Origin of the sequence: Pseudomonas sp. N-137, assembly GCF_034555295.1 — a bacterium.
Taxonomy (GTDB): domain Bacteria; phylum Pseudomonadota; class Gammaproteobacteria; order Pseudomonadales; family Pseudomonadaceae; genus Aquipseudomonas; species Aquipseudomonas rhizophila.
Genome location: NZ_JAXUDQ010000010.1, coordinates 86,249 through 111,664 on the forward strand (window position 1 = coordinate 86,249; position 25,416 = coordinate 111,664).

Annotated in this window: 25 protein-coding genes; 19 read left to right on the plus strand and 6 right to left on the minus strand. The window is 62.2% G+C overall.

All coding sequences use genetic code 11. The annotated features are described in order from the left end of the window. The first annotated feature begins 82 nt into the window (after nt 1-82). The 16 genes from T3A99_RS09965 (at nt 83) to ureC (ending at nt 17,203) form a co-directional block, all read left to right on the plus strand. Nucleotides 83-2,209, plus strand: a complete 2,127-nt coding sequence (locus T3A99_RS09965) for a TonB-dependent copper receptor (RefSeq protein ID WP_076382858.1) — start codon at nt 83-85, stop codon at nt 2,207-2,209. A 165-nt stretch (nt 2,210-2,374) separates the two neighbouring features. Then, the gene (locus tag T3A99_RS09970; RefSeq protein ID WP_281459586.1) at nt 2,375-3,754 is read left to right on the plus strand and encodes a PepSY-associated TM helix domain-containing protein; all 1,380 of its coding nucleotides are present in this window, start codon (nt 2,375-2,377) and stop codon (nt 3,752-3,754) included. A gap of 200 nt (nt 3,755-3,954) precedes the next feature. Then, nucleotides 3,955-4,743, plus strand: a complete 789-nt coding sequence (locus tag T3A99_RS09975) for an ABC transporter ATP-binding protein (protein WP_139048492.1) — start codon at nt 3,955-3,957, stop codon at nt 4,741-4,743. Continuing rightward, nucleotides 4,740-5,687 (plus strand): ABC transporter substrate-binding protein, encoded by a 948-nt coding sequence (locus T3A99_RS09980; RefSeq protein ID WP_322834261.1) that lies wholly within the window; start codon nt 4,740-4,742, stop codon nt 5,685-5,687. The genes T3A99_RS09975 and T3A99_RS09980 overlap by 4 nt, the downstream gene beginning before the upstream one ends. Next, complete coding sequence (locus T3A99_RS09985; RefSeq protein ID WP_322834262.1) at nt 5,684-6,694, plus strand: iron ABC transporter permease; 1,011 nt, start codon at nt 5,684-5,686, stop codon at nt 6,692-6,694. Before T3A99_RS09980 ends, T3A99_RS09985 begins: the two co-directional genes overlap by 4 nt. Nucleotides 6,695-6,937: 243 nt before the next feature. Further along, on the plus strand, nt 6,938-8,203 hold the full coding sequence (gene urtA / locus T3A99_RS09990) for an urea ABC transporter substrate-binding protein (RefSeq protein WP_047227365.1): 1,266 nt from the start codon (nt 6,938-6,940) through the stop codon (nt 8,201-8,203). 153 nt (nt 8,204-8,356) lie between these two features. Further along, nucleotides 8,357-9,859: an urea ABC transporter permease subunit UrtB gene (gene urtB, locus T3A99_RS09995; RefSeq protein ID WP_322834263.1), complete on the plus strand. Its 1,503-nt coding sequence runs from the start codon at nt 8,357-8,359 to the stop codon at nt 9,857-9,859. Next, nucleotides 9,859-10,935: an urea ABC transporter permease subunit UrtC gene (gene urtC, locus T3A99_RS10000; RefSeq protein WP_047227363.1), complete on the plus strand. Its 1,077-nt coding sequence runs from the start codon at nt 9,859-9,861 to the stop codon at nt 10,933-10,935. Before urtB ends, urtC begins: the two co-directional genes overlap by 1 nt. Continuing rightward, entirely contained in the window at nt 10,935-11,795 is an 861-nt protein-coding gene (urtD, locus tag T3A99_RS10005; RefSeq protein ID WP_047227437.1) for an urea ABC transporter ATP-binding protein UrtD, read from the plus strand. The genes urtC and urtD overlap by 1 nt, the downstream gene beginning before the upstream one ends. Before the next feature lie 132 nt (nt 11,796-11,927). After that, entirely contained in the window at nt 11,928-12,626 is a 699-nt protein-coding gene (gene urtE, locus T3A99_RS10010; protein ID WP_047227362.1) for an urea ABC transporter ATP-binding subunit UrtE, read from the plus strand. A 30-nt stretch (nt 12,627-12,656) separates the two neighbouring features. Further along, entirely contained in the window at nt 12,657-13,508 is an 852-nt protein-coding gene (locus tag T3A99_RS10015; protein ID WP_047227361.1) for an urease accessory protein UreD, read from the plus strand. Nucleotides 13,509-13,675: 167 nt separating this feature from the next. Then, nucleotides 13,676-13,978 carry an urease subunit gamma gene (gene ureA, locus T3A99_RS10020; protein WP_047227360.1) on the plus strand — a complete coding sequence of 101 codons (303 nt, stop codon included), beginning with the start codon at nt 13,676-13,678 and terminating at the stop codon, nt 13,976-13,978. Between the two features lie 9 nt (nt 13,979-13,987). Continuing rightward, the gene (locus T3A99_RS10025) at nt 13,988-14,521 is read left to right on the plus strand and encodes a GNAT family N-acetyltransferase (protein WP_160893718.1); all 534 of its coding nucleotides are present in this window, start codon (nt 13,988-13,990) and stop codon (nt 14,519-14,521) included. A gap of 5 nt (nt 14,522-14,526) precedes the next feature. Next, entirely contained in the window at nt 14,527-15,060 is a 534-nt protein-coding gene (locus T3A99_RS10030; protein ID WP_003197345.1) for a GNAT family N-acetyltransferase, read from the plus strand. Then, nucleotides 15,057-15,362, plus strand: a complete 306-nt coding sequence (locus T3A99_RS10035; RefSeq protein WP_014336352.1) for an urease subunit beta — start codon at nt 15,057-15,059, stop codon at nt 15,360-15,362. Before T3A99_RS10030 ends, T3A99_RS10035 begins: the two co-directional genes overlap by 4 nt. A gap of 140 nt (nt 15,363-15,502) precedes the next feature. Then, nucleotides 15,503-17,203: an urease subunit alpha gene (gene ureC / locus T3A99_RS10040; RefSeq protein WP_188252145.1), complete on the plus strand. Its 1,701-nt coding sequence runs from the start codon at nt 15,503-15,505 to the stop codon at nt 17,201-17,203. Between the two features lie 140 nt (nt 17,204-17,343). On the opposite strand, the gene T3A99_RS10045 is transcribed toward ureC, so the two are convergent. Both T3A99_RS10045 and T3A99_RS10050 read right to left on the minus strand, forming a co-directional pair. Then, on the minus strand, nt 17,344-17,643 hold the full coding sequence (locus T3A99_RS10045; RefSeq protein ID WP_047227357.1) for a chaperone modulator CbpM: 300 nt from the start codon (nt 17,641-17,643) through the stop codon (nt 17,344-17,346). 50 nt (nt 17,644-17,693) lie between these two features. Further along, entirely contained in the window at nt 17,694-18,635 is a 942-nt protein-coding gene (locus tag T3A99_RS10050) for a DnaJ C-terminal domain-containing protein (protein WP_047227356.1), read from the minus strand. 297 nt (nt 18,636-18,932) lie between these two features. Between T3A99_RS10050 and T3A99_RS10055 the strand changes: the two genes are divergently transcribed. Continuing rightward, a complete protein-coding gene (locus tag T3A99_RS10055) occupies nt 18,933-20,207 on the plus strand; it encodes an Hsp70 family protein (RefSeq protein ID WP_076382874.1) in 1,275 nt (424 codons plus the stop codon). Nucleotides 20,208-20,340: 133 nt separating this feature from the next. Here T3A99_RS10055 and T3A99_RS10060 read toward each other — a convergent pair whose 3' ends face one another. The 4 genes from T3A99_RS10060 to T3A99_RS10075 all read right to left on the minus strand — a co-directional run bounded on the left by T3A99_RS10060 (nt 20,341) and on the right by T3A99_RS10075 (nt 23,689). After that, nucleotides 20,341-21,354: an AI-2E family transporter gene (locus tag T3A99_RS10060; protein WP_047227354.1), complete on the minus strand. Its 1,014-nt coding sequence runs from the start codon at nt 21,352-21,354 to the stop codon at nt 20,341-20,343. A 232-nt stretch (nt 21,355-21,586) separates the two neighbouring features. Further along, entirely contained in the window at nt 21,587-21,877 is a 291-nt protein-coding gene (locus tag T3A99_RS10065) for a PsiF family protein (protein ID WP_047227353.1), read from the minus strand. 213 nt (nt 21,878-22,090) lie between these two features. After that, nucleotides 22,091-22,981, minus strand: coding sequence for an esterase/lipase family protein (locus T3A99_RS10070; RefSeq protein ID WP_047227352.1), 891 nt, complete (start codon nt 22,979-22,981; stop codon nt 22,091-22,093). Between the two features lie 69 nt (nt 22,982-23,050). Further along, nucleotides 23,051-23,689, minus strand: coding sequence for an FMN-dependent NADH-azoreductase (locus T3A99_RS10075; protein WP_047227351.1), 639 nt, complete (start codon nt 23,687-23,689; stop codon nt 23,051-23,053). A 138-nt stretch (nt 23,690-23,827) separates the two neighbouring features. Between T3A99_RS10075 and T3A99_RS10080 the strand changes: the two genes are divergently transcribed. Both T3A99_RS10080 and T3A99_RS10085 read left to right on the plus strand, forming a co-directional pair. Continuing rightward, entirely contained in the window at nt 23,828-24,769 is a 942-nt protein-coding gene (locus T3A99_RS10080; protein WP_047227350.1) for a LysR substrate-binding domain-containing protein, read from the plus strand. Between the two features lie 56 nt (nt 24,770-24,825). After that, nucleotides 24,826-25,356 (plus strand): ferritin-like domain-containing protein, encoded by a 531-nt coding sequence (locus T3A99_RS10085; RefSeq protein WP_047227349.1) that lies wholly within the window; start codon nt 24,826-24,828, stop codon nt 25,354-25,356. Nucleotides 25,357-25,416 lie beyond the last annotated feature (60 nt).

Consider the following 25,416-nt stretch of genomic DNA (forward strand, 5'->3'; position numbering starts at 1 on the left):
CCCGACACTTACCTCACCCGGTCGCAAAAGACAGCCCCAGGTTGCCCGACCGTGTCGTTTACGTCTGTTCGATGGAATCATCATGTCCAGGTTTTCTGCCGACATCGCATTGGGCGCAGCCCAGGTTCGCTGCTCCCCGAACGAGCCACGGGTTCGTTTTCGCTACACCGCCACCGCACTGTGCGGCCTGCTGCTCACGCCCTGTGCGCTGGCCGACGAGCATGCTCACCACGAAGCTCAGATCGAAGAGCTGAGCCCGACGGTCATTACCGCCGTCGCTCCCAGCTCGCCCCTGACCGTGGTCACCAACCCCAAGGATCCGCGCCAACCGGTGCCGGCCAGCGACGGCGGCGATTATCTCAAGACCATTCCCGGCTTCGCCCTGGTGCGCAACGGCGGCACCAATGGCGACCCGGTACTGCGGGGCATGTTCGGCTCGCGGCTGAACATTCTCACCAATGGCAGCATGCTGCTGGGCGCTTGCCCGGGCCGGATGGACGCGCCGACGTCCTATATTTCGCCGGAAACCTACGACAAACTCACCGTTATCAAGGGCCCGCAAACCGTGCTCTGGGGCCCTGGAGCATCGGCCGGGACCGTGCTGTTCGAACGCGAGCCGGAGCAGTTCGGCGAACTGGGCACCCGGGTCAACGCCAGCGTACTGGCCGGTTCCAACGGGCGCTTCGACAAGGTTGTGGATGCGGCTGCCGGCGGATCTTTGGGTTACGTGCGGGTGATCGGCAACACCGCTCATTCAGACGATTATCGTGACGGCAACAACGACACGGTGCCGTCGCGCTACGACAAGTGGAACGGCGACGTGACGCTGGGCTGGACGCCGGATGCCGATACCCTGCTGGAACTGACCGCTGGCAAGGGCGACGGTGAAGCACGCTACGCCGGACGTGGCATGGATGGCTCGCAGTTCAAGCGTGAAAGCCTGGGCTTGCGTTTCGAGCGTTCGAACATGGGCGATGTGCTGGATACGCTCGAAGCGCAGGTCTACTACAACTACGCCGACCATGTGATGGACAACTACACGCTGCGCACGCCGTCCGGCACCGGGATGATGGCCGGCCCCATGGCGTCCAACGTCGACCGCCGCACCCTCGGCGCACGCATCAAGGCCACCTGGCGCTGGGCCGATGTGCAATTGATCAGTGGCCTGGACGCCCAGACCAACGAGCATCGCCAACGCAGCAGCATGGGCATCGACACCTACAAGGAACGGCCGCGCACCAAGGACGCCGACTTTCATAACTACGGCGTGTTCAGTGAGTTGACCTGGTACGCCGCCGACCGCGACCGGCTGGTCAGCGGCGCCCGCCTCGACCGCGCCTCGGCCAAGGATTACCGCCAAAGCATCGGCTCCGGCATGTCCGCCCGGCCCAATCCCACTGCCGACCAAACCCGCGCCGACACGCTGCCCAGTGGTTTCGTACGCTACGAACACGATCTGGCCGACAGCCCTACTACCCTCTATGCGGGCCTGGGCCACGCGCAACGTTTCCCGGATTACTGGGAGCTGTTTTCGGCCAACGCCGGCCCCGCCGGTTCGCTGAATGCTTTCGACTCGATCAAACCGGAGAAAACCACCCAACTCGACTTCGGCCTGCAGTACAAAACCGAAACCCTCGAAGCCTGGGCGTCGGGTTATGTCGGGCAGGTGCGCGACTACATCCTGTTCGATTACACGCCCGGCATGATGGGCACCACCTCCCGGGCCGAGAACATTGATGCACGGATCATGGGCGGTGAGCTGGGCGCGGCCTACAAGCTGACCGAGCGCTGGAAAGCCGATGCAACATTGGCCTACGCCTGGGGCAAAAACAGCAGCGATGGCAGCGCCCTGGCACAGATGCCGCCGCTCGACGCCCGCCTGGGCCTGACCTACAGCGAAGACCGCTGGAGCGCCGGTGCCCTGTGGCGCGTGGTGGCCGCGCAAAACCGTGTCGACGAAAACAAGGGCAACGTGGTGGGCAAGGACTACGGCAAGAGTTCCGGGTTCGGGGTGTTCTCCCTCAACGGTGCCTACCGCATCAATAAGCACTGGAAGGTCAGCAGCGGCGTCGACAACCTGTTCGGCAAAGCCTACGCCGAACATCTGAACCTGGCCGGCAATGCCGGGTTCGGCTACCCGGCGAGTGACCCGCAAGCCATCAACGAACCGGGGCGCACGCTCTGGACCAAGGTGGATATGAGTTTCTGAAAGCATCGCGGGCAAGCCTTGCTCCCACAGGTAGTTCATTGCTGAGGGGCACAACTTGTCCCACTGCACTGACAAGTACTGTGGGAGCAAGGCTTGCCCGCGATCGGTTGCGCAGCAACCGCAAAAAACATAACGATCACATTTGCCCTGCGGAGCGCTTCTAAAATGAGCCAACCGAAACCCAATTTCTACAACCTGGCCTGGCGCTGGCATTTTTATGCCGGGCTGTTCGTGGCGCCGTTCATGGTGATGCTGGCCCTGACCGGCATCATTTACCTGTTCAAGCCGCAACTCGACCCTCTGATGTACGGCAGCCTGCTGAACGTGCCGGCCGGCCATCACACGATGGCGGCGGACGACCTGCTCAAACAGGTCAGGCAAGCCTACCCTCAAGGCCAGGTCAAACAGTACCTGCCGCCGATCAATGCCGAGCGCAGTGCGCAATTCGTGGTGATCGACAAGGGCCGCGAGCTTAACGTGTTCATTGACCCGTACCATGGCGATGTCCTCGGTGAACAGGACGCCAAGGACAACCTGCAAGCCATCGCCCGGGCCATCCACGGTGAGTTGATGATCGGCACCGTGGGTGACCGACTGGTGGAAATGGCCGCCGGCTGGGGCGTGGTCCTGGTGGTGTCGGGCCTGTACCTGTGGTGGCCTCGCGGGCAGTCGTCGGCCGGAGTGTTGTGGCCACGCTGGAGCGCTCGCGGTCGTTTGTTCTGGCGCGACCTGCATGGGGTCGTCGGCTTCTGGGGCGCGGCGTTTCTGCTGGTGATGCTGCTCAGCGGCATGACCTGGACCGGCTTTTGGGGCAAGCAATATGCTGACCTCTGGAACCGCTTCCCGGCTGCCATGTGGAACGACATGCCCAAGTCCGACGTCGCCGCCGGCAGCCTCAACAATGCGCACCGCCAGACCGTACCCTGGGCCGTGGAAAATACCCCGATGCCGATGTCCGGCGACCATGCCGAACACATGGCCCACGGCGGCGCCCATGAAGGTCCCGCCGCGCCGACCGTAAGCCTGCAAGCGGTGCAGGACATCGCCACCGAACGCAAAGTGGAACCTGGCTACAGCATCACCCTGCCGACCACCGCTACCGGCGTATTCACCATCGCTGTATTCGCCGACGACCCGCGCAACGACGCGACCCTGCACGTGGACCAGTACACCGGCAAGGTCCTGGCGGATGTGCGTTGGGAACATTACGGCGTCGTCGCCCGCGCCACCGAAACCGGCGTGATGCTGCACGAAGGCAAGATGTTCGGCCCGCTGAACCAGATCATCGTGCTGCTGATTTGCCTGATGATCCTGCTCAGCGCCGTCAGCGGCGTGGTGATCTGGTGGAAGCGTCGGCCCCAGGGCAAGTTCGGCGTACCGGCGCTGCGTCACGACTTGCCGACCTGGAAGACCGGGGTGTTCATCATGCTGGCCCTGGCGGTGGTGTTTCCGCTGGTGGGCGCGTCGCTGCTGGTGATGGGGTTGCTGGATCGGCTCGTCACCCGTTTCAATCGCCAGCCTGAGGTGGTTTCATCTTCAAGTTGAAGACAGCGCGTTAACGAAAGACGGCGCGAAACCTCTACAATCGCGCCTGCTTTCCAAACGGTGAACACCATCCCTTGTGGGAGCGAGCTTGCTCGCGATAGCGGTGGATCAGCCAACAGAGATGTGACTGACCTACCGCTATCGCGAGCAAGCTCGCTCCCACAGGGGCTTCGGATCGATCCAATCATTTGAGTGTATGCATGACCTCGCTAACCCTCTCCCACCTCGCCTGGACACCCCTGGGCCATGGCCACTGCCATCATCAGTTCCAGCTGCGTGACGCCACGTTGCAGGTGGGTGCCGGGGAGTTTGTCGGGTTGATCGGGCCCAATGGCAGCGGCAAGACCAGTCTGTTGCGCTGCGCCTATCGGTTCAGTCAGCCGGAGGCGGGCGAGGTGAAACTTGACCATCACAACGTCTGGAAACAGTCCTCGCGCTGGTGCGCCCAACGCATCGCTGTGGTGTTGCAAGAGTTTCCCGACGCCTTCGGTCTGACGGTCCAGGAAGTGGTCGCCATGGGGCGCACGCCACACAAAGGCCTGTTCGATGGCGACAATCAGCGAGACCTGAGCCTGGTCAGCCAGTCACTGGAATCGGTGGGGCTGCAAGGTTTCGGCGACCATGCTTTCGCCACACTCTCGGGCGGGGAAAAGCAACGGGTGATCCTGGCTCGCGCCCTGGCGCAGCAGCCGCAGGTGCTGATCCTCGATGAGCCGACCAATCACCTCGACCCGCGTTATCAACTCCAACTGCTGCAACTGATCAAACGCCTGGGGATCGGCACCCTCGCCAGCATCCACGACCTGAACCTGGCCGCTGCGTTCTGTGATCGGCTCTACGTCATCGACCACGGACACATCGTCGCCAGCGGCACGCCCAAGGAAGTGCTGACGGTCACGCTATTGCGCGACGTCTTTGGCGTGCAGGCGCTGATTGACGAACACCCCTTGGCCGCCCACCCCCGAATCACCTGGATAACCCAACCATGATCTTGCGTTCCCTGCTGCTTCTGCCGCTGCTGCTCGGCAGTGCACATGCTTTGGCCGAGGCCACCCGCTACCCATTGACGATCCAAAGCTGCAATCGCGAAGTCACCTTCAACCAGGCGCCGAAACACGCCGTCAGCCATGACATCAACATGACCCAGATGATGCTCGCCCTGGGGCTCAAGTCGCGCATGGTGGGCTACAGCGGCATCAGCGGCTGGAAGTCAGTGACGCCCGACATGGAGAAAATCCTCGATGGCCTGCCGGAGCTGGCGGCCAAATACCCGTCGGTGGAAACCCTGCTCAATGCCAACGTGGATTTCTTCTTTGCCGGCTGGGACTACGGCATGCGGGTGGGCGGCGACCTGACGCCGCAAACCCTGCAACCGCTGGGCATTAATGTGTACGAGTTGACCGAATCCTGCGCGTTCGTGATGAAACGCCCGCCGGCCACCCTGGAAGACACCTACAACGACCTGCGCAACCTGGGAAGGATTTTCGATGTGCAGGATCGCGCCAATGAGTTGATCGCCTCGATGCAGGCCCAGGTGGCGCAAGTGCGCAAGCAGTTGCCTGCTGATCGGCCCCGAGTGTTCCTGTACGACAGTGGCGAAGACCGCGCCATGACCTCCGGCCGTCTCGGCATGCCACAGGCCCTGATCGATGCGGCCGGCGGGCGCAACATTCTTGATGATGTGCAGACCAGTTGGACCCGGGTGAGCTGGGAGAACGTGGTCGAGCGCAACCCCGAAGTGATCGTGATTGTCGATTACGGCGAAGTCAGCGCCGAGCAGAAGCAGCAATTACTGCTGAACAACCCGGCCCTGCAATCGGTGGATGCGATCAAGCACCGGCGCTTCATCGTGATCCCCTACGTCCAGGCCACGCCGGGTATCGATAACGTATTGGCGGTACAAACCCTGGCAAAGGGTTTTCACCGTCCATGAGCAATCGTCGCTATGGCGCGCTGCTGATGTGCCTCGGTGCACTGATGCTGGTGTCGTGCGTGGTGTCCCTGGGGTTCGGTCCGGCGCGGGTGCCGGTGGCTGTGGTCTGGGACATCCTGCTGAACAAGGCTTTCGGTGTGGGTGACGTGTATTGGTCGCCCGGCCAGGAACATATCGTTTGGCTGATCCGCGTACCGCGCCTGCTGCTCGGTGCCTTGGTGGGCGCGGGGCTGGCGTTGATCGGTGCGGTCCTGCAAGCGGTGACGCGCAACCCCCTGGCCGACCCGCACCTGCTGGGCGTCACGTCCGGCGCGACCCTGGGTGCGGTCATTGTGGTGCTGCATGTCGGTGAGATCATTGGTCTGCTGACCCTGCCGCTGGCCGCATTTATCGGCGCATTGTTGAGCATGTTGCTGGTACTGGCCATCGCCAGCCGCCAAGGCCGTCTGGAAAGCGATCGCTTGTTGCTGTGCGGCGTGGCGGTGTCATTCGTGATGATGGCGGCGGCCAACCTCTTGCTGTTTCTGGGTGACCATCGCGCCAGTTCCGCAGTGATGTTCTGGATGCTCGGCGGCCTGGGCCTGGCGCGCTGGGAATTGCTGGCGGTGCCGGCGGCCAGTGTGTTGCTGGGGCTGGGATTGCTGCTGGGCATGGCCCGGCCGCTGAATGCACTGATGGCGGGCGAACAGACCGCCGTGACCCTGGGCCTGAACGCGGCGAAGGTGAGGTTGTGGATTTTCCTGATCGCCTCGCTGATGACCGGCGTGCTGGTGTCCATCAGCGGCTCGATCGGTTTTGTCGGGCTGATGGTGCCGCACATTGCCAGGCGCCTGGTGGGTGCCGAACACCGTCGGCTGCTGCCTGCGTGTGTTCTGCTGGGCAGCCTGTTCCTGGTGTGGGTGGATGTGGCGGCCCGGACCCTGATCGCACCGGAGGACTTGCCCATTGGCGTCGCCACTGCCGCTATCGGTGGCCTGTTCTTCATCGGCCTGATGCGCCGTCGCTGAATCCCCCCCTGTTTCCCTGACTTGCAAATAACAGGGGAACTGCAAGCCTTCGCCCCAATGTGGCGCATCTGATCGCACCAGCGCCTAGGCCGCGGTCGCTAGTGGTGCATTCGCACTTTTACCCCAGCGCGCCAACCCCGCATTCTCAATGCCTTTGCCCAACCGGGCACACCCCTTGCAAAAGCCCCTTCAGCGTCCGCATCTGCCATCGAAAAAAACTCATAATTGCACGGAGATCGCACAATGAAGCGTCGTAGCTTGATCAAGGCTTTTACACTCTCGGCAAGCATTGCCGCGATGGGCATGGCCTGGACCGTCCAGGCCGCCGAAACCATCAAGGTCGGCATCTTGCATTCATTGTCCGGCACCATGGCGATCTCCGAGACGTCCCTCAAGGACATGGCGCTGATGACCATCGACGAGATCAACGCCAAGGGTGGGGTCAACGGCAAGCAGCTCGAAGCGGTGGTCGTGGACCCGGCCTCGAACTGGCCGCTGTTCGCCGAAAAAGGCCGTCAATTGCTGACCCAGGACAAGGTCGCGGTGGTGTTCGGCTGCTGGACGTCGGTGTCGCGCAAATCCGTGTTGCCGGTGTTCGAAGAGCTCAACGGCCTGCTGTTCTACCCGGTGCAATACGAAGGCGAAGAGATGTCGCCGAACGTCTTCTACACCGGCGCGGCGCCGAACCAGCAGGCCATTCCGGCGGTGGAATACCTGATGAGCGAAGAAGGCGGCAGTGCCAAGCGCTACTTCCTGCTGGGCACCGACTACGTCTACCCGCGCACCACCAACAAGATCCTGCGTTCGTTCCTGCATTCCAAAGGCGTGGCGGACAAGGACATCGAAGAGGTCTACACCCCGTTCGGCCACAGCGACTACCAGACCATCGTGGCCAACATCAAAAAGTTCTCGGCCGGCGGCAAGACCGCGGTCATCTCCACGGTCAACGGCGACTCCAACGTGCCGTTCTATAAAGAACTGGCGAACCAGGGCCTGAAAGCCACCGACGTACCAGTGGTGGCGTTCTCGGTGGGCGAAGAAGAGCTGCGCGGCATCGACACCAAGCCGCTGGTGGGTAACCTGGCGGCGTGGAACTACTTCGAGTCCGTGGATAACCCGGCGAACAAGAAATTCGTCGACGCCTGGAAGGCCTACGCCAAAGCCAAGAACCTGCCGGGCGCCGACAAAGCCGTGACCAACGACCCGATGGAAGCCACCTACGTCGGCATCCATATGTGGGCGCAAGCGGTTGAAAAAGCCAAGTCCACCGACGTCGACAAAGTCCGCGAAGCCCTGGCCGGCCAGACGTTCGACGCACCGTCGGGCTACACCCTGACCATGGACAAGACCAACCACCACCTGCACAAGCCGGTGATGATCGGCGAGATCCAGGCCGACGGTCAGTTCAACGTGGTCTGGCAGACCGAGGGCCCGATCCGCGCCCAGCCGTGGAGCCCGTTCATCGAAGGCAACGACAAGAAGCCTGACTATGCGGTGAAGAGCAACTGAGCCCGGGAAGAAGCCCCTAACCCTGCTGATCGTTCCCACGCTCTGCGTGGGAATGCCTCACCGGACGCTCTGCGTCCACCATGGGACGCGGAGCGTCCCGGGCTGCGTTCCCACGCGGAGCGTGGGAACGATCAAACACGCAAGGCCAAGCATATGCCCACCGCCCTCTACCGCCTCATCCTCGCCCTGGTGCTGCTGTTGCCACTGGAGGCCCACGCCGGTGATGCCGAAGATTTCCTCGCCGCCAAGCCGCCCCAGCAAGCCGCGCTGCTGGAAACCTGGGCCGCGCAACCGGAACCTGAGCGTGTCGAACTGATCAACGCCTTGCAACAAGGCCAGTTGACCGTCGACGGCCAGCCCAAGACCCTGCGTCTGAACAACCGCTTGCGAGGGTTGATTGAAACCGCCCTGGCCAGCCATCAACTATTGGCCGCTGACGCCAGCGTGCGCCTGAGCGCCGCCCAGCAACTGCAGAAAAGCGCCCGCCCGGCCCAACTGGCGTTTCTCGATCGACAACTGGCCGGCGAGCAGGACGAAGACGTGCATGCTGCCCTGAGCCTGGCGTTGGCGAACCTGCAACTGGTGGACCCCAACCCGTCGGTTCGCCTGGCTGCCGTGCGGCTACTGGGGGAAACCGGCGATCCGTTGGCCCGCACCCGCCTCGAAGGCCTGCTCGAACCCGGCGTTGAAACCGACGCCACGGTACGCACCGCCGCCGAAACCAGCCTAGGCCAGGTCAAGCGCAAGCTGCTGATCGGTGAATTGCTGGGCCAGGCCTTCAGCGGCATGTCCCTGGGCTCGATCCTGCTCCTGGCCGCCCTGGGCCTGGCAATCACCTTCGGCCTGCTGGGGGTGATCAACATGGCCCACGGCGAGATGCTCATGTTGGGGGCCTATTCCACCTACGTGGTGCAGATGCTGTTCCAGCGCTTCGCCCCGAATGCCATCGAGTTCTACCCGTTGATCGCCCTGCCGGTGGCGTTTTTCATCACCGCCGCCATCGGCATGGCCCTGGAGCGCACGGTGATCCGTCACCTCTATGGGCGCCCCCTGGAGACTCTGCTCGCCACCTGGGGCATCAGCCTGATGCTGATCCAACTGGTGCGCCTGATGTTCGGCGCGCAGAACGTTGAAGTCGCCAACCCGGCCTGGCTGTCCGGCGGCATCCAGGTACTGCCGAATCTCGTACTGCCCTACAACCGCATCGTGATCATCGCCTTCGCCCTGTTCGTGGTGGCGCTGACCTGGCTGTTGCTGAACAAGACCCGCCTGGGCCTGAACGTGCGCGCGGTGACCCAGAACCGCAACATGGCCGCTTGCTGCGGCGTGCCCACCGGCCGCGTGGACATGCTCGCTTTCGGCCTCGGCTCGGGCATCGCCGGGCTTGGCGGCGTGGCCCTGAGCCAGATCGGCAACGTCGGCCCGGACCTGGGCCAGAGCTACATCATCGACTCGTTCCTGGTGGTGGTGCTCGGTGGCGTCGGTCAGTTGGCCGGCAGTGTGTTCGCCGCGTTCGGGCTGGGCATCGCCAACAAGATTCTTGAACCGCAGATCGGCGCCGTGCTCGGCAAGATCCTGATCCTCGCGCTGATCATTCTGTTCATCCAGAAGCGTCCGCAAGGCCTCTTCGCGCTCAAAGGACGGGTAATCGACTGATGAACCAGCCCCTGATGCTCACTGCCGCGCAAAAGGCCGGCCCGAAAGTCACCCTCGCCGTCGGCGTGGTGATCCTGGCAGTGCTGTTGAGCCTGCCGCTGCTGTCGCTGTTGGCAGTGGATAACCCGCTGCATGTCTCGGCTTACACCCTGACCCTGGTGGGCAAGATTCTCTGCTACGCCATCGTCGCCCTGGCGCTGGACCTGGTCTGGGGCTACGCCGGCCTGCTCTCCCTGGGCCACGGTCTGTTCTTCGCCCTGGGCGGCTATGCCATGGGCATGTACCTGATGCGCCAGGCCGCCGGTGACGGCTTGCCGGCGTTCATGACCTTTCTGTCGTGGAGCGAATTGCCCTGGTACTGGAGCGGCACCGACAGCTTTGTCTGGGCCATGTGCCTGGTGGTGCTGGCACCGGGGTTGCTGGCGCTGGTGTTCGGCTTCTTCGCCTTCCGCTCGCGGATCAAGGGCGTGTATTTCTCGATCATGACCCAGGCCCTGACGTTTGCCGGGATGCTGCTGTTTTTCCGCAACGAAACCGGGTTTGGCGGCAACAACGGCTTCACCAACTTTCGCTCGATCCTGGGCTTTGGTATCACCGAGCCGGGCACCCGAGCGGTGCTGTTCCTGGCCACAGTGCTGCTCTTGGTGGCGAGCCTGTTCATCGGCTGGCGCCTGGCCCGCAGCAAGTTCGGCCGAGTGCTGACCGCCCTGCGCGACGCGGAAAACCGCCTGATGTTCTGCGGCTACGATCCCCGTGGCTTCAAGCTGTTCGTCTGGGTATTGAGCGCGGTGTTGTGCGGCCTGGCCGGGGCGTTGTATGTGCCGCAGGTGGGCATTATCAACCCCAGCGAAATGTCGCCGACCAACTCCATCGAGGCCGCCGTGTGGGTGGCCCTCGGCGGGCGCGGCACGCTGATCGGGCCGCTGCTGGGGGCCGGTGTGGTCAACGGCATGAAGAGCTGGTTCACCGTGGCCTTTCCCGAGTACTGGCTGTTCTTCCTCGGCGCGCTGTTCATCGTTGTGACCCTGTATCTGCCCAAGGGTGTGATCGGGCTACTCAAGAAAAGGGGCGAATGATGCGAATCACACCCACAGCCGATTTCATGCTCGAACCCATACTGGATCCCAACAAAGACCAAGGCAGCAGTCGCGACGCCATCGGCCTCGGTCAGGCCGCCGGCAAGGGCCTGAACACCCGTCACGGCACCATCCTGACCCTGGAAGACATCAGCGTCAGTTTCGACGGTTTCAAGGCCCTGAACGCTCTGAACCTGTACATCGGCGTCGGCGAATTGCGCTGCATCATCGGCCCCAACGGCGCGGGCAAGACCACGCTGATGGACGTGATCACCGGCAAGACCCGGCCCAGCCACGGCAAGGCCTGGTTCGGTGAAACCCTGGACCTGACGAGCATGAGCGAAGTGCAGATCGCCCAGGCCGGCATCGGTCGCAAATTCCAGAAACCCACGGTGTTCGAAGCCTTGAGCGTGTTCGAGAACCTGGAGCTGGCGCTGAAAACCGACAAATCGGTGTGGGCCAGCCTGCGGGCCAAACTCACTGGCGAGCAACACGAGCGCATCAGCGAAGTGCTGGAGACCATCCGCCTCACGACGTCGGTCAATCGCGCCGCCGGGTTGCTGTCCCACGGGCAGAAACAGTTTCTGGAGATCGGCATGCTGCTGGTGCAGGACCCACAACTCTTGCTGCTCGACGAACCAGTGGCGGGCATGACCGACGCCGAAACCGAGTTCACTGCCGAGCTGTTCAAATCACTGGCGGGCAAGCATTCGCTGATGGTGGTGGAACACGACATGGGCTTCGTCGGCGCGATTGCCGACCACGTCACCGTGCTGCACCAGGGCAGCGTGCTGGCCGAAGGGTCGCTGGCGCAGGTGCAGGACAATGAGCGGGTGATCGAGGTGTATCTCGGGCGCTGAGGCGCAAAATTGCTTTTTATGTGGGAGCGAGCCTGCTCGCGATGGCGGTGTGTCAGTCAGCATCCATTCTGAATGTTCTGACGCTATCGCGAGCAGGCTCGCTCCCACAGGGGTTCGAGGAGAATCTGGAAAATGCTGCAAGTCGACAAGCTGCACCAATACTACGGCGGTAGCCACATCCTGCGCGGCCTGTCATTCGACGTGAAGGTCGGCGAGGTGACGTGCCTGCTGGGCCGCAACGGCGTGGGCAAGACCACCCTGCTCAAATGCCTGATGGGCCTGTTGCCGGCCAAGGAAGGGGCGGTGAGCTGGGAAGGCAAACCCATCACCACCTTCAAACCGCACCAACGGGTGCACGCCGGTATTGCCTACGTGCCTCAGGGCCGGGAGATTTTCGGACGGCTGACGGTGGAAGAAAACCTGCTGATGGGCCTGTCGCGTTTTCCCGCCGCCGAGGCCAAAGAGGTGCCGGCGTTCATTTACGAATTGTTCCCGGTGCTGCTGCAAATGAAACAACGCCGTGGCGGTGACCTGTCCGGTGGTCAGCAACAGCAACTTGCCATTGGCCGGGCCCTGGCCAGCCGTCCGCGCCTGCTGATTCTCGACGAGCCCACCGAAGGCATTCAACCGTCGGTGATCAAGGAGATCGGCGTGGTCATCAAGAAACTGGCGGCCCGGGGCGACATGGCGATTTTGCTGGTGGAGCAGTTCTACGACTTCGCCGCCGAGCTGGCCGATCAATACCTGGTGATGTCCCGGGGCGAGATCGTGCAGCAGGGGCGCGGAGAAAATATGGAAGCCGAGGGTGTGCGCGGGCTGGTTACGATCTAGTCTGTAGCGCTCTAACGATAATCGGAAATCATGAACCTACCTGTCTCCTTACTGGCGCCTTCGGCCCTGTTCACCCCCAGCTGGCATGCCGAGCTGGAACTGGGTTATGCCCGGTTCGGTGACTGCACGCGTCCGGTGCAGCGCCGCCACAAAGGTCCGCTGCGGGTGCAAAAACACCTGTACGCCGAGGGCCCCGAAGTGTGCCAACACATCATCGTCCACCCGCCCGGCGGGATTGCCGGCGGTGATCGGTTGGACATCGCGGCCCACGTCGGCCCCGCTGCGTGGGCGCAGTTGACCAGTCCCGGCGCGGCCAAGTGGTATCGCGCCGCCGGCCCGGCCTATCAGCAACTGAACCTGAGCGTGGCCGCGGGGGCGACCCTGGAATGGCTGCCCCAGGAAACCATCGTCTTCAGCGCCGCCCAGGCCGAACTCAGCACCAGCATCGACCTGCAAGGTGACGGGCGCTTGTTCTACTGGGACATGGTGGCCCTCGGCCGGCCGGCCAGCGGTGAACGATTTGACCTGGGGCACTTCCAGTCGCGGCTGGACATTCGCCGCGACGGGCAGTTGCTCTGGCATGAACGCCAGCGCATTGTGGGCGGTGACGGGTTGCTCGACTCGCCCATCGGGCTGGGCGGCGATCCGGTGTTTGCCACGTTGTTGGTGACCGGGGAAATCGATAGTGCGTTGCTGGAACAGTGCCGATCCCTGGGCCATGACGTGCGCGGCGACCTGACCCAATTGCCCGGCCTGATCGTGGCCCGATGTCTGGCGAGCGAGGCGCTGCTGGCGCGGGGTTGGTTGATTGAATTGTGGCGTTTGCTCAGGCCTGCATTGCTTGGAAGAGAGGCCATGCCGCCCAGAATCTGGAGTACATGAATCTGCTTTCCTGTGGGAGCGAGCTTGCTCGCGATAGCGATGGAACATTCAACATTAATGTCGACTGACACACCGCTATCGCGAGCAAGCTCGCTGCCACAAAGGATCTCCCACAAGGAGATCTGTGTTTACAGCAAGAATTTTTTATCTGCCCTTATGGATTGCACATGGACCTGACCCCACGCGAAAAAGACAAGCTGCTGATCTTCACCGCCGGCCTCGTCGCCGAGCGGCGGTTGGCTCGCGGCTTGAAGCTCAACTACCCGGAGGCGATGGCCTATATTTCCGCCGCCCTGCTCGAAGGCGCCCGCGATGGCCAGACCGTGGCCGAGCTGATGCATTACGGCACCACGCTGCTGACCCGCGAACAGGTGATGGAGGGCATCCCGGAAATGATTCCGGAGATCCAGGTGGAGGCGACGTTTCCCGACGGCACCAAACTGGTCACCGTCCACCAGCCGATCGCGTGAGGCTGCGCCATGACCTATGACATTCGTGACGCCCGCCACACCGACTTGCCAGCGATCCGTGACATCTACAACGACGCGGTGCTGAACACCACGGCGATCTGGAACGAACAGGCCGTGGACCTGGGCAATCGCCAGGCATGGTTCAGCGCCCGGCAATCGCAAGGCTATCCGGTGCTGGTGGTGGTCGATGACGAAGATAACGTCCTCGGCTATGCCTCGTTCGGCGACTGGCGACCCTTCGATGGTTTCCGGCACACCGTGGAGCATTCGGTGTACGTACGTGATGACCAACGCGGCAACGGCTTGGGCTCACTGTTGATGACGGCCCTGATCGAGCGCGCCAGGGCGTGCGGCAAACACGTCATGGTCGCGGCCATCGAAAGCGGCAACGCCGCCTCGATTCGCCTGCACGAGCGGGCTGGCTTCATCACCACCGGGCAGATGCCCCAGGTGGGCACCAAGTTCGGCCGTTGGCTGGACCTGACTTTCATGCAGTTGATCCTCAACCCAGGGGCGCTACCGCCTGCCGTCGACAAGGAGTGATGCCTATGAACCCCGCCCAGTTGCGCCGAGTCCACGCCGAGAGCTTTGCGCACTACCGCCAGGGCCTGATCGATCTGTTGCTCGACGCCGTCGGCTATGGCGCCAGCGTGGGGTTCATGGCCGATCTCGATGCGGTCCAGGCACGCGCCTATTTCGATGAGGTTCAGGCCAGTCTCAACCAGGGCCACTTGCTGCTGTGGGTGGTGGTCAAGGATGAACAGGTGCAGGCCAGCGTCCAACTTGCCCTGTGCCAGAAACCCAACGGCCTCAACCGTGCCGAAGTGCAAAAGCTGCTGGTTCGCGGCGAGGCTCGCCGCCGCGGCCTGGGCCAGCAATTGATGAGCGCCCTGGAACTCGGCGCCCGCCAGCACAAGCGCGGCCTGTTGTACCTCGACACGGAGGCTGGTTCCGAGGCCGAGGCATTCTACCGCGCCATGGGCTACACCCGCGTCGGTGAACTGCCCGACTACTGCCAGAGCCCGGACGGGACGTACACCCCGACCGCCATTTACTACAAGACTTTGGGGCAACCGCAATGATTCCAGGCCAATACCAGGTCCAGCCCGGCGACATCGAACTCAACGTCGGTCGCCGCACCCTCACCCTGAACGTCGCCAACAGCGGCGACCGGCCGATCCAGGTCGGCTCGCACTATCACTTTTTCGAAACCAACGACGCCCTGACCTTCGACCGCGCCGCCAGCCGTGGCATGCGCCTGAACATTCCGGCCGGCACCGCGGTGCGCTTCGAACCGGGCCAGAGCCGCGAGGTGGAACTGGTGGATTTGGCGGGGCATCGCCGGGTGTTCGGGTTTGCCGGGCGGGTGATGGGCGACCTTTAAGCCATGGAGGCCTGTACTGGCCTCATCGCGAGCAAGCTCGCTCCCACATTTGATCGCGTATCCCTGTGGGAGCGAGCTTGCTCGCGATAAGTGAGCGCAGCGAACGGTTTCAACATTCAATTGAATCTCAAGGCAAGCACATGAAAATCTCCCGCCAAGCCTACGCCGACATGTTCGGCCCCACCGTCGGCGACAAGGTCCGCCTGGCCGACACCGAACTGTGGATCGAGGTGGAAAAGGACTTCACCACCTATGGCGAAGAAGTGAAATTCGGCGGCGGCAAGGTGATTCGCGACGGCATGGGCCAGAGCCAGCTGCTGGCCGCCGAGGTCGTCGACACGCTGATCACCAACGCGCTGATCATCGATCACTGGGGCATCGTCAAGGCCGATGTCGGTCTCAAGGACGGGCGCATCAAAGCCATCGGCAAGGCCGGTAACCCGGACATCCAGCCCGATGTGACCATCGCCATTGGCGCCAGCACCGAAGTGATCGCCGGTGAAGGCATGATCCTCACGGCTGGCGGCATCGACACTCATATCCATTTCATCTGCCCGCAGCAGATCGAAGAAGCGCTGATGAGCGGTGTCACCACCATGATCGGCGGCGGTACGGGCCCGGCCACCGGGACCAATGCCACCACCTGTACCTCCGGGCCGTGGCACCTGGCGCGCATGCTCCAGGCCGCCGACGCTTTCCCCATGAACATCGGCTTCACCGGCAAGGGCAACGCCAGCCTGCCAGAGCCATTGATTGAGCAAGTCAAGGCCGGTGCCATCGGCCTGAAGCTGCACGAAGACTGGGGCACTACGCCGGCAGCCATCGACAACTGCCTGAGCGTGGCCGACCAGTACGACGTGCAGGTGGCGATCCATACCGACACCCTCAACGAATCGGGTTTCGTGGAAACCACCCTGGCCGCGTTCAAGGGCCGCACCATCCACACCTACCACACCGAAGGCGCCGGTGGCGGCCATGCGCCAGACATCATCAAGGCCTGCGGCTTTGCCAATGTGTTGCCCAGCTCCACCAACCCGACCCGGCCGTTCACCCGCAACACCATCGACGAACACCTGGACATGCTGATGGTCTGCCATCACCTGGACCCGAGCATCGCCGAAGACGTGGCCTTCGCTGAAAGCCGCATCCGTCGTGAAACCATCGCCGCCGAAGACATCCTCCACGACCTGGGCGCGTTCTCGATGATCAGTTCCGACAGCCAGGCCATGGGCCGCGTCGGTGAAGTCATCACCCGCACCTGGCAGACCGCCGACAAGATGAAAAAGCAACGCGGCGCCCTGCCCGGCGATGGCGAAGGCAACGACAATTTCCGCATCAAGCGCTACATCGCCAAGTACACCATCAACCCGGCGATCACCCATGGCATCAGCCATGAAGTGGGCTCCATCGAAGTGGGCAAGTGGGCCGACCTGGTGCTGTGGCGCCCGGCGTTCTTCGGCGTCAAGCCGACCCTGATCCTCAAGGGCGGGGCGATTGCCGCCAGCCTGATGGGCGACGCCAACGCCTCGATACCGACACCGCAACCGGTGCACTACCGACCGATGTTCGCAAGCTTCGGCGGCTCGCGGCACGCCACCAGCCTGACGTTCATCAGTCAGGCCGCCGCCGAGGCGGGGCTGCCCGAACAGCTTGGACTAAAGAAAAGAATTGCCGTGGTCAAAGGCTGCCGGGATGTGCAGAAAACCGACTTGATCCACAACGATTACCTACCGAACATCGATGTCGATCCACAGACCTACCAGGTCAAGGCCGATGGGGTGTTGTTGTGGTGTGAGCCGGCTGATGTGCTGCCGATGGCGCAGCGCTATTTTCTGTTTTGAATGGAGTGAGGACCTGAGAGCAAGACTTGTGGGAGCAAAGCTTGCTCGCGATACAGGTGCCTCAACTCTTGAGAACCGAGTTGAATTCATCGCGGGCAAGCCTTGCTCCCACAGGTTGGCGCTTGTTCATTGAGCGTTTTTTACTCCACCAACCGCCCCAACCGCTGCTTGAGCATGCGGTTTTCGCTGCGCAGTTGCTGCACTTCTTCCAGCAGGTCCAGCGCCAGGGCGACACCTTCCCATTCCAGTTCCAGCTCGCGGCGCAGCTTGGCCGCACGCCGGGCCAAGACCAGTTCGTAATCGGTGAAGCGCCAATCCGCCGGGGCCGCGCCATGGGGTTCGAGAATGCCATGCTCGACGATTTCGATCACATGGACATCCGCCAACGCAGCGGCCTCGCAAAATTCCATCAGGTTCAGTTCAATGATCGGGTTGTTCATGGTCTGCTTCTCCCAATGCTTTAACTGTCGAGTCTAGCGCCTCAAAACAGTCAGAAATTCTCCCGCGGATCGAACGCAGCCTTCTTCGCCAGCTCCGCCCACAACGCCTTGACTGCCTCGTCGCTGGCCTTGGGCATCACGGCCTTGAGCTGTACGAACAGGTAACCGCGCTCGCCGGCCTTGTTGCGCAGGCCGTGGCCCTTGGCGCGCATGCGCTGGCCATTCTGGCTGCCGGCCGGAACCTTGAGGTTGATCTTGCCGGTGAGGGTCGGCACCGCCACTTCAGTGCCCAGCGCCAATTCCCACGGCGCCAGGGGCAAGGTGATGATCAGATCCTGGCCTTCGACGTCGAACTTGGGGTGCGGGGCAAAACGAATGGTCAGGTACAAATCGCCATTGGCACCGCCGCCAATACCCGGCGCACCCTGGCCCTTGAGGCGGATGCGTTCGCCGTCGGTCACGCCCAGGGGAATCTTCACGTTCAGGCTTTTGCTGGTATTGCTGACGTGCTGGCCGGCGGCGTTGTACTGCGGCACCTGGAAGCTGACCTTCTTCGATTCGCTCGACAGGGTCTCTTCCAGGAAAATCGGTAGTTCCATTTCCACGTCTTGCCCTCGACGGCCGGTGCTGCGGCCTGACTGTCCGCCACCGAAACCCGGCCCGCGATTACCAAAAATCGAGCTGAAGAAATCCGAAAAATCGCCGGTGTCCTGTCCACCGCCAAAACCGCCCCGGCTTTGCCAGCCCGGCGGTCCCTGGAAAGGCTGGCCGTGCTGGCCATAGCGACGCAGGTCATCGTACTCGGCGCGTTTGTCGGCACTCTTCAGCGCTTCATAGGCTTCGGAGACGTCCTTGAATTTGGTCTCGGCATCCTTTTCCTTACTCACATCCGGGTGGTATTTGCGGGCCAGTTTGCGATAAGCAGCCTTGATCGTGGCGTCATCAGCCGTCGGCTCCACACCCAGAATCTTGTAATAGTCTTTGAAGTCCATCGAAGGATCACCATCCGTTATCGATATCGCACCGCCACCCGCAGCATGCTCGTGATACAAGTCCTGGGGTTTGACCGATCTCAAGGTTTGTGACCGGGCGGCGCTTCAGAAGTTTATCGGCAGCCGGTGGCGGTTCTTGTACTCGCCTTGTGGCTGCCAGGCCCATGCCAGCAAGTTTGGGGGTGCGACGCTGTCTTTCAAGGCCAGAGTTTACGAATTAGCAGATAACCGGCCTTCGAATCCGTGCCGCACTGACATACACTGCGCGGCCGTTTTTTCAACTGGAATCCGAAAGACATGAAAAACGCATCTCCGGCCCGTGCCTGCGGCATCGACTTTGGCACGTCCAACTCCACTGTCGGCTGGCTGCGCCCCGGCATGGAAACGCTGATTGCGCTGGAGGACGACAAGATCACCCTGCCCTCGGTGGTCTTTTTCAATCTCGAGGAACGCCGCCCGGTGTATGGCCGCCTGGCCCTGCACGAGTACCTGGAAGGCTACGAAGGCCGGCTGATGCGCTCGCTCAAGAGCCTGCTGGGGTCCAAGCTGATCAAGCACGACACCAGCGTGCTGGGCACGGCCATGCCGTTCAAGGATCTTTTGGGACTGTTCATCGGCCAGTTGAAGAAGCGCGCTGAGGCCACCGCCGGTCGGGAATTCGAAGAAGTGGTACTGGGTCGCCCGGTATTTTTCGTCGACGACGATGAAATGGCCGATCAGGAAGCGGAGAACACCTTGGTGGACGTGGCCCGCGCCATCGGCTTCAAGGAAGTCTCGTTCCAGTATGAGCCCATCGCGGCGGCCTTCGACTATGAGTCGACCATCGAGAGGGAAGAGCTGGTACTGATCGTCGACATCGGTGGCGGTACTTCGGACTTCTCCCTGGTACGCCTGTCGCCCGAGCGGCGCACCCATGACAACCGTCACGCCGACATCCTCGCCACCGGTGGCGTGCACATCGGCGGCACCGACTTCGACAAGCAGCTCTCGCTGGCCGGCCTGATGCCGCTGTTCGGCTACGGCAGCCGCATGAAAAGCGGCGCCTACATGCCCACCAGCCACCACATGAACCTGGCGACCTGGCACACCATCAACGCGGTGTACTCGCAGAAATCCACCCTGGCTCTGGGCAGCATGCGCTACGACATCGAAGACACCGGCGGCATCGACCGGTTGTTCAAGTTGATCGAACAGCGCGCGGGGCACTGGCTGGCGATGGAAGTGGAAGAAACCAAGATCCAGCTGACCCACTCCGACCAGCGCCATTTGCTCCTGGACCGGATCGAGGCAGGCCTGAGCGTGGACCTGAGCCGGGAACTGTTCGAATCGGCCATCGACGGCCTGCTGGAGCGGGTGCGCGGCAGCGTCACGCAATTGCTCAACGATGCCAACGTACGCGTCGATCAGGTGGATACGGTGTTCTTTACCGGTGGCTCCAGCGGCATCCCGGCACTGCGCAACAGCGTCTCGGCGATGCTCCCCCTGGCCCGGCATGTGGAAGGCAATATCTTCGGCAGTATCGGCAGCGGGCTGGCGATCGAGGCGATGAAGCGTTACGGCACGCAGGTCTGACCTGACACCGAGGCGCCTGCATCGCGAGCAAGCTCGCTCCCACAGTCAACCGCGTTCCTTCTGAAGAAATCCGGTCCACTGTGGGAGCGAGCTTGCTCGCGATGGCGCCAGATCAGACGCCACACCCACCGGATCAAACCATCCCCACCTGCTTCAACTCACTCTTCAAGTAAGCATAATAAATCGGCCCCGCCACCACACCCGGCAGGCCGAACGCCGCTTCGAACACCAGCATCGCCATGAGCAATTCCCAGGACTTGGCGCTGATCTGCCCACCGACGATGCGGGCATTGAGGAAGTATTCGAGCTTGTGGATCACGATCAGGTAACCCAGCGCCGCCATTGCCACCCAGATCGACAGCGACAAGGCGACGATGGTGATCAGGGTGTTGGACATCAGGTTGCCAATGACCGGCAGCAGCCCCAACAGGAACGTCATGACGATCAGGGTCTTGGTCAGCGGCAGGTGGATGCCGAACAGCGGCAGCACCACCGCCAGGAAAATCCCGGTGAAGAAGGTGTTGAGCAGGGAAATCTTGATCTGGGCGAACACAATGTTGCGGAACGCCTTGACCAACAGGCTCAGACGGTCGAACAGCGCCGCCGCCAGGGGCTTGCGCTTGGTCAGGTCGGGGATGCGCTGCAGGGCGACGATAGCCCCCAGGACCATGCCGATCAACAACGTCACGAACATGTGGGCCGCATCCTTGCCCACCAACTGCAGCTCGCTCAGGTGCTTGCTCATCCAGTCGCCAATGGCCACCCGAAACTCGGCCGCGCTGGCCGGCAGGTAGGCGTCGATGAACGGTGGCAACTGCCCCCGGGCGCGGTCGACCACCGTCATGAACATGTCCAGGGATGCGCCAGGGTTTTCCGCCTCATGGAGCAGGAAACTGAAGGCCCCGGCGAAAATCAACGACAGCACACTGACCACCAGCGTGCCCAGCAGCGCCACCGCCAACCAGCGGGCCCGCCGGCCCTCGATCAGCCGTTGCAACTGCGGGGTGAGCATGTTGACCAGCTCGAACACCAGCAAACCGGCCAAAAGGCTCGGCAACAGGCGCAGTGGCAGCACCAGCAACAACCCACCAAAAATGATCACCCAACTGATCACCAACAAGACATGACGCTGAGAAAACGTTGGCATACAGCCTCAGAACAAAACGGCGTGAAAGGATCGGCAGTCTGCCAGCGTTCCACCAACAGCACTAGGGATTGTATCGGCTGACCTCGATCACAGTGCAGGTGTTTTTTTGTAGCGCCTTTGCCGACCCCATCGCGAGCAGGCTCGCTCCCACAATGGACCGGGCAGTGCAAATCAACTGTGGAAGCGAGCCTGCTCGCGATGAGGCCTTCACCGTCTGAAAAAATCCCGGCGGTTATTTTTTCTTCAGACACTCACTCATGAACGCTTTACGCGCATCGCCTTTCAGTGCCTGGGTCGTGGCCGTGGCGTTGCAGGTTTTCATGCGTTCCTGCGGGGTGCTGGCATCGACGGGGGTGGCCTTGAGGCAGTTGCTCATGAAGGCTTTGCGCTCGTCTCCCTTGAGGGCCTTGGCGGTGGCGTCGGCATTGCAGGTGGTCATCTTGTTCTGTTGGGCCGTGGCGGCGAAACCCTGGGAAGACAGCAGCAACCCGATCACCAACAAAGGAACACGCAGCATCTTCATGATGTTTTCTCCTGGCTGCCGCACGATGGGTACGGCGATGAGGTGCAGTGTAGACAACGCCTGTTACACCTTCATCTGCGCGAATTTCCGTGCCTGATTGACCGTCATCGCGAGCAGGCTCGCTCCCACAGTTGACCGCACTCCGCCAGAAGAAACCCAATCCGAATGTGGGAGCGAGCCTGCTCGCGATGACGGACAACCCGACCTGAAGCCCTACACGCCGGCAGCCTTCAACCGCTGCGCATGCTCGACGAACAAGCGAACCGGCTCGGCGCCCTTGCCCACCAGCCCCAGCGACTGGTTGATGATATCGAAGTGATCCAGCGGATAGTCATCGCCGATCACCGTGCCCAAATGCGAGCTGTAACGCCCGACCATGCCGTCGCACTGCCCGGCCTCACGCACGAAAGTGCGGGCGAACAGCCGGCAGCTCCGGTGGGTGCCATCAAACAGGTTACGCCCCCTGTTGGTCTTGCCTGGCTGCAAGGTTCCGGACCAGGAGTAATAACGCACGCCATTGACCACTTCCGGTCCGTTCCCGCCCCACGTTTCTGGCAGGCCCTGGGGATATTGCTGGTTGAACAGGGCCACGCCCGCGGTAGTGAGAGAGGCGTGGGACGCCTGGATATCCACCGGCAACCGGGGCCCGCGATAACCGGTTTCCAGCAGGCTCATCAGGGCGCCGATCAACCGCAGCAAAGCACTGAGCAGGCGACCCTTGGCGCTGTTGGCCGGGTAATGGGCCTGCAGGTAATCAGCCAGCTCGGACCCATGGTTGGTGCCGGCCACCGAAGTGACCGATGCCACCAGGTCCGGGCGCTTGGCCGCCGCGTAGCGTGCCGTGAGGGCGCCCTGGCTGTGGCCGATCAGGTTGACCTTCTGCGCACCGGTTTGCGTGAGGATCTCCTCGATCCGCGCGAGCAACTGCTCGCCGCGCACCTCGGATGAGTGCAGCGGTGACACCTGCACAGCAACCACCACTGCCCCACCCCGGCGCAACGCCGAGACGATCCCGTACCAATACGGATACAGCACCAGACGAATGAACCCGAGCATTCCGGGGACCAGCACCAGCGGGTAACGAGTGGCGCACTGTTGTGACATGGCGACATCCTTGATCAATAGGTGGTCAGCATCGGTATCGATGATGACCAGTCTATGACACCCGCGCCATCAGAACGTCTGCGCCAACCCCAGCAAGCGTTGCTCGGCCTCGGCACAGGATTGGGCGAAACTGCGCTCAGCCGACTCCTCACCTTCGGCGGCAACCACCGTCACATCGGTGATACCGATAAAACCCAGCACGGTGCGCAGCAGCGTGTCGGCGTGGTTCATCCCTTCAAGCTGACCACCCGGCCCGAAACCGAAGTCGCCACGACTGGTCACGATCAGCGCTTTCTTGCCCAGTACCAGCGGTTCGTACTGCGACACACCGTTATCCAGGCTGTGGTTGAACGTCAGCCCGATCCGCACGATCTGGTCGATCCAGGCTTTTACACCGCTGGGCACGCTGAAGTTGTGCATGGGCGCGGAGATGACCAACCGATCATGGGCCTGCAATTCCGTCACCAATGCATCACTGAGTGCCAGATCCGCCTGCATGGTCAACGGTCGGGCTTGCGGTTCGGGGTAGAACGCCGCCGCGATGAACGCTTCGTTGACCGGAGGAATCACGGTGCGCCCCACTTCGCGCCGGCTCAACTGGGAGTGCGGATGGGCCGCCTGCCAGGCCGAGACAAAGCTTTCGGTCAAGCGTCGGGAGTGAGAACGCTCGCCACGAGGGCTGCCATGCACGACAAGAATTTTGCTCATCTGAATCTCCTTGGGTTGCGACTACAATCAATAGAACCTTTCGGCTTAAAGCTTGATGTCCAACGCGGTAGCCGGGCAAATGAGGGCTCGTCACGCAAGATGAGTTAATTTCACCCATGGCACTTCAGGAGATCAGTAATGTTTGCCACGCTGCCCCTCAACGCATTGCGCGCCTTTGAGTCTGCTGCACGGCTGCTCAGCTTCAAGGCTGCGGCGGCGGAGCTGTCGGTGACACCCACAGCGGTTTCCCATCAGATCCGCGCCCTGGAAACCTGGCTAGGTGTGCAGCTGTTCGAACGCCAGCCGCGCCAGGTGCGGCTCACCGACGGCGGCCAACGCTTGTTCCACAGCCTGCACGGGGCCCTGCTGGAAGTGGCGCAAAGCGTCGACACCCTGCGCCCGCAACGCACCAACACTCACCTGACACTGTCCACCACCGCAGCGTTTGCCACCCTGTGGCTGGTGCCGCGCCTGGGCCGGTTTTATGCGCGTCATCCGAATATCAACGTGCGCCTGGACACCCACTGCGAAGTGGTCGATCTGCATCAGGACGCCAGCGTCGATCTGGTGGTGCGCTACAGCCTGGACAGCTACCCGAACCTGTACGGCCTGTGCCTTTTCGATGAACACTTCGGCGTGTACGGCTCGCCGGAACAAGTGGCCCTGGCCGCGCAGAGGCAGCCCACGCTGATCAGCGTGCGCTGGCACAATTCCAAACTGTATGCCCATGGCTGGGAAGCCTGGTGCGCTCAGGCCGGCGAAACCTGGCTGGCCCGGCAACCTTGCATGCGCGAGTACGATGAGGAGCATTACGCCCTGCAAGCGGCGATAGCCGGGCAAGGCCTGGTACTGGCGAGCAACATCCTCGCTTCCGAAAGCCTCGCCAGTGGCCTGTTGGTGGCTTATCGGCCGCAGATTCAGGTCAACGGCGCTGGCTACAGTGCCCTGTGCGTTCCAGGCCGTGAACGCCATCCGCCGGTGCGGGCATTCTTCCAGTGGCTGGAGGAAGAGGCGCGGCAGTCCGCTCATGCACTGAAAAATTCGGTAAAACTTTTCGAGGATCGCGTCACTCAGATTTAGAGCGATCACGCCAACAGAGCGTGACGCCCTACCGGATCAGCCTCCAGGAGAATGCTATGAGTGACATGCACCTATCCGATGTAACCACCCTGCGCGAACGGGCACGGCAGAACGTGCAGAACGGCGCGGTGACCGAGGGCTACAGCGCCGATCGACCGGAAGTCATTCGCCTGCTCAATGAAGCGCTGGCCACGGAGCTGGTGTGCGTGCTGCGCTACAAGCGCCACTACTTCATGGCCACCGGCCTCAAGGCCAGCGTGGCGGCCAGCGAGTTTCTCGAACACGCCAACCAGGAAGCCGAACACGCCGACAAGCTCGCTGAGCGCATTGTGCAGTTGGGCGGCGAGCCGGAGTTCAACCCCGACCTGTTGACCCGTAACTCCCACGCCCAGTACGTGGCGGGGAACACCCTCAAGGAAATGGTCTACGAAGACCTGGTCGCCGAACGGATCGCCATCGACAGCTACCGGGAAATCATCCAGTACATCGGCGAAAAGGACCCGACCACCCGGCGAATCTTCGAAGACATCCTGGCTCAGGAAGAAGAGCATGCCGATGACATGGCCGACATTCTGGCCGATTTGTAATACCGCTATCGCGAGCAGGCTCGCTCCCCCATTGAATCGTGTCCTGTCGCGGTCGATGTG